The following is an 11,919-nucleotide window of genomic DNA, read 5'->3' as shown; positions in this document are numbered from 1 at the left end:
TATTAAAATATAATAGCCCTTCCATCTTAGGAAGGGAATTGATCTGAAGGGTTAAAAATATAAATTTCTTGTTCTAACTTTTTCTTTACTTTTCCCTTTCCTTTAAAGTTATCTAAACACCTGTTTAATTACTATAAAATAACTGAAAGCCCTTTCCTACTGTAAAAACGACTTTTTTTATCAAATTTCCGACTTTTTTAGCTGAATAGGGTAAACCCTTCCTTGTTTTCGAATACCTTTTCTCAAACAAAAAACCTCCTAATTTGGAATTTGAAGGCACCGAGAACACACCATTTTGTTCAAAATGAACAAAAGACAATCGTGAGGGAGTTTATGTTATCATGAACGAAACTAGCTCCTTACTCTTAACACCGTAGGTTAATTTGGTTAAACTGTTTATTGGAAAAAAACAAACCAAATCAGAGCTACATACCGAAAGGAGCTAGCTATTATGAAGGAAACCATAAAATATGGAGGTCAGACGTTTCAAAGGAAAAAATTGCCGTTGCCATTTCAGATGAAGGTTGAGTTGAGCCAAGATATTGGGGCATTGATTCCTAACACAATAGAATCTATTAGAAAGTTAGTAAAAAATATTCCCTGCCAGCCACTACAGCCGTACCCCCTTCGGTAGTTCCAAATAGAACTGATTCCACTGCTGAGATAGTAGCTGTTTCCGATGCGGTTACAACTCCTCCAACAGTAAAACCTGTAGCGATTGGACAGGCAGCTAACCCGTTCCGTTTTTTTTCGTTATCCCAGTTCAAGATTTTCTCTTGTATTTAGTAGGATATTAAACTGTTTTTTTCTAGAAAGAACCATGATGAAGTTCCTTACGAAGCTGAAAGAGGAATGGGGATTATTGTTACATAAGAACAATTTGTATAGAATGAAGCTAAATTAAATTTTTTTAACATGATATAGACACCTATTTTTTGATTTAATAATATCAAAACTAGTATTTCCCCCGCCCTTTTCCTTTGGGACTTTAATGGAAATGACTCCTCCTTCAATTTCATTACGAAGCCATAAAATTCCCCGGGTTTCAGTTTCATCCATCCAACCTATTAGCTTGTCTTTTTTAAATACAGCAGCCCCATTAATAGTCTGTATTTTTCCTGCTTCATTTTCTGTATCTACTTCTAATGAAGTTAATTTATACTGAGGGGCATATGGTTCTAATCCGTCTGTAAGAAGCATGTTTAAAAAATCCCTGACATAAACCTTTAAACCTACACTTAGCTTTGCAAGTTCCTTCGTTTCCTCTGCTGAAACACTTTCTAAATTTGGTATGTTTTTAATAACTTCGGAAGCCGCTCCTTCTGTAAACATAATAAAACTGTTCATTCGAGGTTGATGGAACCTTGTATAAAAGTCAATAATATTAAAAATTCCCTTTCTAGCTAAAGACTAACCGATTAATAAGACCCTGCTTTGAGAAAAGAATACACGTCTCGATAGCTTCATTTGTAAATTTCGGTACGCTTCAGAAACCGTGACCCCTTTCTCTGAAATGACAAATGTACTGCGTTCTTTTCCTCCTCCACTACTTCCTCCAGTTGGTCCTAGCTTAGTTGGTATGGCCACTTGAAGGGTTAAGCGAATCATATTGTCTTCAACTAGGTCTAATCCAATCGCAGTAACAATGGCAATATCATTCACTTCAATCCGGTTCCAACAACCTGTAAGCAAAAAAACGGTTATTAGTACTATTAGCAGTTTTCTAATCGCTTTCATAATCCCATCCCGTCCTTTTAAAACGAACTAGTTATTACGGTTGCGGGGACCTAATCTTTTCAAATTCCTTTTTCCAGTTTGTTCTGGGCGTTCATTCATCCTCCACCAAGGAGCACGAACAAAAACATCTTTAAGGTTGTTAAAATTAAGCGGGGCAACAGGGGCCAAATAAGGAACACCAAAAGAGCGCAGTTGAACAAGGTGTACTAAAATAAAGAATACTCCTAATAGGATCCCATAAAACCCTAATGTTGCGGATAAAAAAATCATTAAAAACCGAAGGATCCGAATAGCTCCAGTTAGGGTATAACTAGGAAACATAAATGATGCAATGCCTGTAGTGGATACAACAATAACTAATGGAGCGGAAACAATCCCCGCCTCAACAGCAGCTTGACCGATTACTAATGCTCCAACAATACTAACTGTTGATCCAATTGGCCGCGGCAACCGCAAACCTGCTTCACGCAATGCTTCAAAGGTTATTTCCATTAATAGGGCTTCGATAACCGCTGGAAAGGGCACCTTTTCGCGTGAAGCTGCAACACTAAACAAAAGATTGGTTGGCAGTAATTCCTGATGGAAAGTAGTCACAGCAATATAAATGGAGGGAAACAATAGTGCAACCAATAAAAATAGATAGCGGATGAATCGAATAAAGGTTGCCATAATAAACTTTCCATAATAGTCTTCAGGGGAACTCATCATTTGAAAAAATGTCACAGGAACAACAAGTGCAAAAGGGCTATTTTCAACGATAATCCCAATTCTGCCTTCAAGAAGGTTACCGACCACTCGATCAGGCCGTTCAGTTTGCAATATTTGCGGAAACACTGAGAAAGGATGATCCTCAATAAGCTCTACAATGTAACCGCTGTCCTCAATCGCATCAATATTAATCTGGTTTAATCTGCTGCGAACTTCTTCTATAATTGAATGTTGTGCAATACCATCAAGATAGGTAATGACTACTTCGGTTTGGGAAAGGTTCCCAATTTGTACACTTTCGAATTTAAGCTTTGTTGTTCTTAATCGTCTTCGAATCATACTTGTATTGGTTCGGATATTTTCAGTAAAGCCTTCTCTTGGTCCTAAAACGACCGCCTCGGATAGGGGTTCTTCAATTGAGCGCTTTTCCCATGCTTGTTCACTAATAAAAAGGGATTGTTTAAATCCATTAATCAATAAAACAGTGTCACCTAACAAAATATGATTAATCACTTCCTGGATTGTTTCCCCTTGTTTTACTTGAGCTGAACTTAGTTCTTCTATGATGGTCTCAATTGTCGGTTTAGGGTTATTTAAGAATGCATCATTGTTTTTGAGTAAAGGAGTTATGACGTTTAATTCAATTCTTTCTATACCCACTAATCCATCGAGATAAAAAATCATAGCCGAGTACGTAGAGTTTATTTCAAGTTCACGATATCTGAAATCTGAAGCCCCTTCAAAATAATGCTTTACCTGTAAAAAATCTTCCTGAAGAAATCCTGATAATTGATCGTTTCCTTTTTCCTCATGAGTTTTGTCTCGGTTTTGATTTTGGAAAGTCGAATATAATTTTTTAATCCGTCCTAAATTTCTCAATGAACGTACCACCCTTATTGATTAAATGAGACTATAAAAGGCCCAATTTTTTACGAATCATTGCGGTAAAAAGTAATAAAATCGGCACAATGATTTGTAATAGAGTTAAAAAATATGGAACAAAATACTTAAATCCAAAATCTATATGTTCAACATAATTAGATGAGGTTATGAGTGATAAGGGGGTAATAATTAACCCTAGTGATATCAGTACGGAACGAGATTGTTTTAACTTGAATAATTGAGATATGGCAATGGAAGCACCGAATGTAAATCCTCCCACCTTAAAAAATACTCCTGCTACCATCATTAAAATAACAAGGGCATCAAACCGCTCAAGAAAGTCTGCAACAGAAACCATTTGAGTTGCAGCAAGCAGGGTAAAAAGATCTCTGCTGTAAATTTCCGGTCCTAGCGTAGAAAGCATCATAATAGAATTAACTGTTAATAGGATTCCTCCAATTACTAGCGCAGACAATCCTATCTTTCTTATATGTTTTTTATTGCTTAAAAAAGGAAAAAACATCATAATGACAATGGTTTCGCCAAATGGAAAGTTTATGGCAGTTGGAACTGCTTTTTTCAATAAAGGTTGTACTCCATTACCTAAAACCGGAGTTAGATTTTTTACATCAAATGATTCAACACTAAATAAGAGAAGCCAAATCAGGATAAGTGCAAAAATATAGATAGGAAAGATGATTTCCGCCATTCGCCCCAACGTCTCTACTCCGCCCAGCAAACAATAGATCATTAACACCATAAAGCTTCCTATTACCACTAAGATTGGGGTTTCAGTTAAGATGGTTGTGACAATCAGATCCCCTAATTCTCTGCACGCTCTTGCGGCAGAATAGGTAAAATGCACAATATAAAGCAGGATTACGGGATAGGAAAGAAACCTTCCGATTATCTTTGGGAGCATCTGAACGAGTGTATCCCCTGAATAATAGGTTGATAATTGAGTATAAACAACCATTAATATTAGGCTGGAAACCATGCCGATTAGGATATAGATCCATGCATCCTGCTTCGTGTCAGCCCCTAAACCCAGAATCATCGCCGTTCCTAATACATAGCCTGCCATTAAATAAAAAAGCTGGATTGCACTGATTTTTTCCTTAATCATTCATTTATCTCCCTTTTGCAGTAAGAAAAGCTTATAACATACAAAACAACCCGTTCCTAACAAAGTATTCCTTTTTATTTAATATTCTCCATAGAAATACATGTTATCCATGAAGCCCAGATTCCATGAACTACTTAAAGATTCAAAGCATGCTGAGTTATTTCAACCAATTAGGCGAAATTTGTAACTTTACAATATACTTCTGTATAATAAAATTGTACCTATACAAAGGGGGCGAAATAATGGCAAAACTAGATGAAACCTTGACGATGTTAAAAGAGTTAACGGATGCCAAAGGAATTCCTGGTAATGAGCGTGAAGTTCGCGAAGTTATGAAAAAATACATAGAACCATTTGCGGATGAACTCACAACCGATGGACTTGGCAGTTTAATTGCTAAAAAGGTAGGTAAAGAAGGCGGCCCGAAAATTATGGTCGCGGGTCATTTAGATGAAGTTGGCTTCATGATTACCCAAATCGATGATAAAGGTTTTCTTCGTTTTCAACCGGTTGGCGGCTGGTGGGGCCAGGTCATGCTCGCCCAGCGCGTGACGATTGTGACGAGAAAGGGAGATGTAACCGGAATTATCGGCTCCAAGCCGCCGCATATTTTATCACCAGAAGCACGCAAGAAACCTGTAGAAATTAAAGACATGTTTATTGATGTAGGTGCTTCCAGCCGTGAGGAAGTTACGGAGTGGGGCGTTCGTCCGGGCGATATGGTTGTTCCATATTTTGAGTTCACCGTTATGAATAATGAAAAGATGTTATTAGCTAAAGCTTGGGATAACCGGATTGGCTGTGCCATTGCTATTGATGTGTTGAAGCAGCTTAAGGGTGTCGATCATCCTAATGTTGTTTATGGTGTTGGTAATGTTCAAGAAGAGGTTGGTTTGCGCGGTGCCAAGACAGCAGCGGCAAAAATTAACCCAGATATCGGCTTTGCTGTGGATGTAGGTATAGCCGGTGATACACCGGGAGTTTCTGAAAGAGAAGCCATGAGTAAAATGGGTAAGGGACCACAAGTTGTTATCTATGATGCCTCACTTGTTGCCCATAAAGGACTGCGCGATTTAGTGACCGACACAGCTGATGAATTGAACATTCCTTATCAGTTCGAATCAATTCCTAGCGGCGGTACGGATGCAGGGTCGATCCATTTGACACATAATGGGGTTCCGGCGATGGCGATTACGATTGCGACTAGATATATCCATTCTCATGCTGCGATGCTCCATCGTGATGATTACGAAAATGCAGTGAAACTGATTGTGGAAGTCATCAAGCGTTTAGACCGAGAGACTGTTGATAAAATTACGTTTGAATAACTTATTGTGGGATCCCCGGTAGAACTTTACCGGGGATTTTTTATTCGAGTTTTTGAATCGCTGATTGAAAGGTGAAATTCGCTGATTGAGCATGAAAATTCGCCGATTGAAAGGTAAAATTCGCTGATTGAACATGAAAATTCACCACTTGAATGCCCAAATTCGCTCATTGAATCCGAAAATTCGCTTATTGAGTGTCTGAATTGCTGATAGTCTCTTTATATCTTCATTAAAACATTTATTATTGCATCTAATTTTGCTGAAAGTTTGAATCTTTACAGAAAAAAGCTGTCAACCTTATCCGATTGACAGCCTCTGAACCAACAAATGACTACTTTAACCCACTTTCAAGAGTAGCGAGCATTTCTTTCTTCTCTTCTTCGGATGAATTTTTCCAAATAATTTCAAATAAAACACCGAGACCCGGGAGCATTTTTTCTTCCCCGTTTTGAATCGCATCAACAATCGTATCTTCTAATTGATCTTGTGTATTCCCAGCAACATTGTGAACAATTGCATTACGTAAATTTAAATTCATGTATATGCACTCCTTTTTATCCTGTATTACTTTAATATGTTTTCTATTTTAGGTTTTATTATGTATTTTTGTTAGGCTATAATATAAAAATCATCGTTATTGTAAAAGGAGAGCGGGTTTTGAAGCATATTGAATCAATAAATAATCCGAAAGTTAAGCAATGGAAAAAGCTGTTAACGAAAAAAGAGCGGGATAAATCAGGAACATTTTTAGTGGAAGGCTTCCATTTAGTGGAGGAAGCGCTGAAACAAGGAGAACAGATTTTAGAAATCATTGTTTCTGAAAAAGTGGATTTACCTTCCCGATGGGATGCTGGTTCCACACCAGTAACACAAGTTACTGAAGAGATATCGAATTCACTATCTGATACAGAGGCACCGCAAGGAATTTATGCTGTATGCCGAATCGCAGCTGCTGAAGTGCGTAATGCAAAAACCTACCTGTTCATAGATGCGGTTCAGGACCCAGGCAATCTCGGAACTATGATCCGCACAGCAGATGCAGCTGGGATTGACGCTGTTGTGGTTGGACGTGGAAGTGTAGATATATATAACTCTAAGGTCCTTAGGTCCGCACAAGGAAGTCACTTTCACTTGCCGATAATTAGAGGGGACCTTCACGAGTGGATTGATAAGCTGCACGAAAAAAATATTCCTGTTTATGGTACAGCACTTGAAGGCGCCTCTGCATATACTGATATTTCCACAGGAGAGTCTTTCGCCTTAATTGTTGGAAATGAAGGAAATGGTGTCGGTAAAGATATTCTTGCAAGTACCACTGCCAACCTTTATATCCCAATTTACGGGAAAAGTGAGTCACTAAATGTTGCCGTTGCAACAGGGATCCTCCTTTATTATTTGAAAAAATAGACGTAAACTAGTTTGACCTTGCGTAGAGAATTATTATATAATAATGAACAATATGGAATATTAAATGACGATGACGGAGAAAAGTATCTTATTTAAGACCATTTAGGGAGAAAGTGCCGCGACTGAAAGCACTTTTATGGTAAGAATAAGAGAAGTTCACCTCCTGAGTTGGCATCGGGACCACGAAAATAAGCATAGCTGTCCAGCTACTTCCGCTTTCCGTGTAAAGATGCGCCGGCATAAGCCGTTATCCGAATGAAGCGAACACAATGTGTTTTACATAACGTGTTTACAAGGGTGGTACCGCGAAACTTTAACCTCGTCCCTTTCCAGGGATGGGGTTTTTTTGTTTTTTTCTGGTGCCTGACACCAATTATTATTAAGGAGGAATTGACATGCAAGAACGTTTAAAGGAATTGCAGGAAGAGGCTATTCAAAAAATTGAGCAGTCCGGAAGCTTAAAAGAATTAAATGACATCCGTGTTGCCTACCTAGGAAAAAAGGGGCCAATTACAGAAGTACTGCGCGGCATGGGTAAACTTTCTGCTGAAGAGCGTCCAGTTATGGGGGCATTAGCAAACGAAGTTCGTGAAGCGATTGCCGAAAAAATTGAAGCCAAACAGAAGGGATTAGAAGAAGCTGCTGTCCTTGAAAAGCTAGCTTCTGAAAGTATCGATGTTACTCTTCCTGGCCGCCCGGTGAAGGTTGGAAATCACCATCCGCTGACTAGAATCATCGAAGAAATTGAGGACTTATTTATTGGTATGGGTTACCAGGTAGCCGAAGGTCCGGAAGTTGAGCAGGATTATTATAACTTCGAAGCTCTTAATTTACCGAAAGGCCATCCAGCCCGCGATATGCAGGACTCTTTCTATATTACTGAAGATATCCTTCTCCGCACCCATACATCTCCAGTTCAAGCCCGGACGATGGAGAAGCACCAAGGCAAAGGTCCAATCAAAATTATTTGCCCAGGTAAAGTGTACCGCCGTGATAATGATGACGCGACACACTCCCACCAATTTATGCAAATCGAAGGTCTGGTTGTCGGTGAAAACATCCGAATGAGTGATCTGAAAGGAACATTAGAAGTGTTTGCGAAAAAAATGTTCGGGGAAGATCGTGAAATCCGTTTACGCCCAAGCTTTTTCCCTTTTACAGAACCGTCTGTCGAAATGGACATTTCTTGTAAAATTTGCGGCGGCCATGGCTGCAGCGTTTGTAAACGCACAGGCTGGATCGAAATTCTTGGAGCAGGAATGGTCCATCCTAATGTTCTAGAGATGGCAGGATACGATTCTAAAAAATACACTGGCTTCGCCTTCGGTATGGGACCTGAACGAATTGCAATGTTAAAGTACGGTGTCGATGATATCAGACATTTCTATACCAATGATGTTCGTTTCTTAAAACAATTTTCAAAACACGAGTAAATTGGAACGCTTCAACCCGTTGAAGTTGAATAAATAAAGGAGGATGACGACATGTTCGTTTCATATAAATGGCTCCAAGATTATATCGATTTAACTGGAGTAACTGCTGCTGAGTTAGCAGAAAAAATTACAAAAAGCGGTATTGAGGTTGAGGGAGTCGAAATCCTTAATGACGGAATTCAAGGTGTCGTTGTTGGTCATGTTCTTGAACGTGAACAGCACCCAAATGCCGATAAATTAAGCAAGTGTCTTGTCGATGTAGGTGGAGAACAGCCGGTACAAATCATTTGCGGTGCTCCAAATGTGGCACAAGGGCAAAAGGTTGCGGTGGCAACAGTAGGTGCAGTATTACCAGGTAATTTTAAAATAAAACGCGCAAAACTTCGCGGTGAAGAATCGAACGGAATGATCTGTTCGCTAACAGAGTTAGGTATGGAAGGAAAGGTAGTTCCGAAAGAGTATTCAGAGGGAATCTTTGTTTTTCCAGCGGATGCAGTAGTAGGTGTCGATGCATTGGCCGAGTTAAATCGAGATGATGAGATTCTTGAACTTAGCTTAACTCCAAACCGTGCGGATTGTTTAAGCATGTTAGGTGTTGCCTATGAAGTGGCAGCGATTCTTGGCAGAGACGTTAAACTTCCAGAAACGAACCTGCAAGCTTCAACTGAAAAAGCATCTGATTATGTAAAAATTACGGTCGAGGCAAAAGAGGATAATCCATTATATGTAGCGCAAATCATTAAAAACGTAAAAATCGGACCATCTCCACTCTGGATGCAAACACGTTTAATGTCTGCTGGAATTCGTCCACACAATAATGTGGTCGATATTACCAACTACATTCTGCTTGAATATGGTCAGCCGCTTCATGCATTTGATTATGACCGCTTAGGTTCCAAAGAAATCCTTGTCCGCCGTGCAGCGGATGGCGAGAAATTCGTAACGTTGGATGATGCAGAACGCACGTTAACATCTGATCATCTCGTCATTACTAATGGAACCGAACCAGTTGCCCTTGCTGGGGTTATGGGTGGAGCAAATTCAGAGGTAACTTCAGATACAACAACTGTACTACTTGAATCCGCTTATTTTAACGGGGCAACTGTCAGGAAAGCTTCGAAAGACCATGGCTTAAGAAGTGAAGCTAGCGCTCGTTTTGAAAAAGGTGTTGATCCTAATCGTGTTCGTGCTGCTGGAAATCGGGCTGCCTACTTAATGGCAAAATACGCTGGCGGTGAAGTACTAGAAGGAGCAGCAGAGGCGGATACAATGACAGTTGAGCCCGCTGTAGTTTCTATCACTTTAGAAAAAATCAATCGAGTTCTTGGTACAGACCTAGTGATGAATGACGTAAAAGATATCTTTGATCGCCTTCAATTTGGTATCAGCATTGAGGAGGATACCGTAACCGTAACGGCACCAACTCGCCGCGGTGATATTAAAATTGAAGAAGATTTACTAGAAGAGGTGGCTCGTCTTTACGGCTACGACAACATCCCTAAAACATTGCCAATTGGTTCAACTACCCCTGGTGGATTGTCTGCATACCAGCAGAAGCGTCGCGAGGTTCGTCAATACCTTGAAGGAGCAGGATTGTACCAAGCAGTGACATATTCCCTTACTAGCGAGGAAAAAGCAACTCAATTCGCGCTTGAAAAGAGAGACACCATTCGTCTTTCTATGCCAATGAGTGAGGAGCGCAGTATCCTGCGTTTAAGCATTATGCCACAGTTGTTGGAAGTATTAAAATACAACAGTGCACGTCAAAATGATAGCTTAGGTGTGTATGAAACTGGGGCTGTTTTCTTAGCGAATGGCACAGATACTCTTCCATCAGAAAAAGAACACTTAGCCGCCGCTATTACAGGGCTATGGTCAAGTCATTCTTGGCAAGGAGAGAAGAAGGCAGTCGACTTCTTCGTGATCAAAGGAATCCTAGAAGGAATGTTTGCTAAACTTGGTTTACTAGAACAGGTTCAATTTGTTCAAGCGCAAGTAGACGGTATGCACCCTGGACGTACGGCTGAGGTACTCTTAAATGGGGAGAAAATCGGCTTTATCGGCCAAGTTCACCCAACTGTTCAAAAAGAGTTAGATTTAAAGGATACCTACGTATTCGAGCTCTCATTAAAAGCAGTACTTGAAGCAGAAACACCAGCATTACAATACCAGGCCATCCCACGCTTCCCGTCCATCACAAGAGACATTGCCCTTGTGGTAAACATAGAAACGGTGTCAGGCACCCTAAAAGAAATTATCGTAACAGCGGGTGCGCCGCTTCTGAAGGAAGCTGAAGTGTTTGATTTATATGAGGGAGATAAGATGGAGGCAGGCAAGAAGTCGATTGCGTTCTCTCTTAAGTATGTCGATCCGGAACGTACGTTAACGGATGAAGAAGTAACGAAGATTCATAACCGTGTACTTGCAGCGTTAGAAGAAAAAGCAGGTGCGGTTTTAAGGGGTTAACGAAAAGAAGCTAGTTCGAAGATTGTATTCGAACTAGCTTTTTTGATTAAGAAAACGAGGTTTCCACAGGTTAACCTCGGTTCCATTTCACTTACTTTTATATCTTTTCATAAATCATGTCATAGTTTTTCGCTAAAGTGATATCCAAATCAGTTAATCCCCCGGCATTCCATGAGGTTAATCGCAGTGTCACTAATTTATAATCAATCGCAATGAATGGATGATGATTTTTTTCTTCTGAAAGCTGTGCAATGACATTCACAAACGCTACGCCTTGTAAAAACTCACGAAAGCGGTACTTTTTCACAATGAATTTTCCGTCCAATTTCCAGCCTGATAAGCTCGCAACAGCTGCAGTAATCTCCGCTTCACTTAGTCGAGTAGCCAACCTAAACTCCTCCAAACGCCGTTTTAATATATCTATTCGGAAAACAGCCCAAAAAATCATTTCAATTTCGTTTTTTATTAACAAGGGCGATCGCTTTGTCCGTATTTGCAAAGTGGAGCTTTACATAAGACGGAAGGATGTCACGGCCTTTGTTCATGATTAGCTTTGCTGCAGCTACATCCACCTGTGCCCCTGCACCTTTTGGAATTTTAAAGCCGGCAGACTCACTGAGTTTATCAATATATTGGATGAAGGCATATCGTGCGAGAATACTTGCTGCCGCAACAGCCAGATGAATACCTTCTGCTTTCGTACTAAAACAAACATTTTCTTTGGCGACTGCTTTTTGGCCTTTAATATGCTGAAAATAGGTACTGCCTTGAACAAATTGGTCGATAAGAATTGCTTCAGGTTTCTCAGGCGAGATTTTGTCTAATACATTTA

Annotated in this window: 10 protein-coding genes, 2 pseudogenes and 1 other annotated feature; of the genes and pseudogenes, 4 read left to right on the top strand and 8 right to left on the bottom strand. The window is 39.9% G+C overall.

Annotated elements, in window-relative coordinates; genetic code table 11:
* Positions 1-575: 575 nt before the first annotated feature.
* The 5 genes and pseudogenes from V7659_RS25620 to V7659_RS25600 all read right to left on the bottom strand — a co-directional run bounded on the left by V7659_RS25620 (position 576) and on the right by V7659_RS25600 (position 4,453).
* Positions 576-767, bottom strand: coding sequence for a hypothetical protein (locus tag V7659_RS25620; RefSeq protein WP_335542931.1), 192 nt, complete (start codon positions 765-767; stop codon positions 576-578).
* 133 nt (positions 768-900) lie between these two features.
* Positions 901-1,104 carry a Ger(x)C family spore germination C-terminal domain-containing protein gene (locus V7659_RS32305; protein WP_438825873.1) on the bottom strand — a complete coding sequence of 68 codons (204 nt, stop codon included), beginning with the start codon at positions 1,102-1,104 and terminating at the stop codon, positions 901-903.
* A gap of 63 nt (positions 1,105-1,167) precedes the next feature.
* Positions 1,168-1,737 (bottom strand): annotated as a pseudogene (locus tag V7659_RS32300) (Ger(x)C family spore germination protein); the annotation flags it as partial.
* Between the two features lie 27 nt (positions 1,738-1,764).
* A complete protein-coding gene (locus V7659_RS25605) occupies positions 1,765-3,324 on the bottom strand; it encodes a spore germination protein (protein WP_335542928.1) in 1,560 nt (519 codons plus the stop codon).
* A gap of 31 nt (positions 3,325-3,355) precedes the next feature.
* A complete protein-coding gene (locus V7659_RS25600) occupies positions 3,356-4,453 on the bottom strand; it encodes a GerAB/ArcD/ProY family transporter (protein WP_335542927.1) in 1,098 nt (365 codons plus the stop codon).
* 242 nt (positions 4,454-4,695) lie between these two features.
* Between V7659_RS25600 and V7659_RS25595 the strand changes: the two genes are divergently transcribed.
* Positions 4,696-5,781 carry a M42 family metallopeptidase gene (locus V7659_RS25595; RefSeq protein WP_335542926.1) on the top strand — a complete coding sequence of 362 codons (1,086 nt, stop codon included), beginning with the start codon at positions 4,696-4,698 and terminating at the stop codon, positions 5,779-5,781.
* A 331-nt stretch (positions 5,782-6,112) separates the two neighbouring features.
* On the opposite strand, the gene sspI is transcribed toward V7659_RS25595, so the two are convergent.
* Entirely contained in the window at positions 6,113-6,319 is a 207-nt protein-coding gene (gene sspI / locus V7659_RS25590; RefSeq protein WP_098574329.1) for a small acid-soluble spore protein SspI, read from the bottom strand.
* A 119-nt stretch (positions 6,320-6,438) separates the two neighbouring features.
* Between sspI and V7659_RS25585 the strand changes: the two genes are divergently transcribed.
* From V7659_RS25585 to pheT, 3 genes are all read left to right on the top strand, one after another.
* Positions 6,439-7,188, top strand: coding sequence for a TrmH family RNA methyltransferase (locus V7659_RS25585; RefSeq protein ID WP_335542925.1), 750 nt, complete (start codon positions 6,439-6,441; stop codon positions 7,186-7,188).
* Positions 7,189-7,249: 61 nt separating this feature from the next.
* Positions 7,250-7,518, top strand: a binding site (T-box leader).
* A gap of 65 nt (positions 7,519-7,583) precedes the next feature.
* A complete protein-coding gene (pheS, locus tag V7659_RS25580; protein WP_098574324.1) occupies positions 7,584-8,621 on the top strand; it encodes a phenylalanine--tRNA ligase subunit alpha in 1,038 nt (345 codons plus the stop codon).
* Between the two features lie 51 nt (positions 8,622-8,672).
* Positions 8,673-11,087 (top strand): phenylalanine--tRNA ligase subunit beta, encoded by a 2,415-nt coding sequence (pheT, locus tag V7659_RS25575; protein WP_335542924.1) that lies wholly within the window; start codon positions 8,673-8,675, stop codon positions 11,085-11,087.
* Between the two features lie 97 nt (positions 11,088-11,184).
* Here pheT and V7659_RS25570 read toward each other — a convergent pair whose 3' ends face one another.
* Both V7659_RS25570 and V7659_RS25565 read right to left on the bottom strand, forming a co-directional pair.
* Positions 11,185-11,475, bottom strand: coding sequence for a 4a-hydroxytetrahydrobiopterin dehydratase (locus V7659_RS25570; RefSeq protein WP_335542923.1), 291 nt, complete (start codon positions 11,473-11,475; stop codon positions 11,185-11,187).
* A 61-nt stretch (positions 11,476-11,536) separates the two neighbouring features.
* A pseudogene (locus V7659_RS25565) lies at positions 11,537-11,919 on the bottom strand (ribonuclease HIII); the annotation flags it as partial.

It is taken from the genome of Neobacillus drentensis (genome assembly GCF_036966985.1).
GTDB classification, from domain to species: Bacteria; Bacillota; Bacilli; order Bacillales; family Cytobacillaceae; genus Neobacillus; species Neobacillus drentensis_E.
The sequence above is the reverse complement of the archived record's forward strand: the minus strand, read 5'-3'. Positions and strand labels throughout refer to the sequence as shown.

What these genes read in the sequence shown, in the direction of transcription:
- V7659_RS25600 (WP_335542927.1), bottom strand. Translation starts at nt 4,453, where the DNA reads ATGATTAAGGAAAAAATCAGTGCAATCCAGCTTTTTTATTTAATGGCA.
- V7659_RS25595 (WP_335542926.1), top strand. Translation starts at nt 4,696, where the DNA reads ATGGCAAAACTAGATGAAACCTTGACGATGTTAAAAGAGTTAACGGAT.
- sspI (WP_098574329.1), bottom strand. Translation starts at nt 6,319, where the DNA reads ATGAATTTAAATTTACGTAATGCAATTGTTCACAATGTTGCTGGGAAT.
- pheS (WP_098574324.1), top strand. Translation starts at nt 7,584, where the DNA reads ATGCAAGAACGTTTAAAGGAATTGCAGGAAGAGGCTATTCAAAAAATT.
- pheT (WP_335542924.1), top strand. Translation starts at nt 8,673, where the DNA reads ATGTTCGTTTCATATAAATGGCTCCAAGATTATATCGATTTAACTGGA.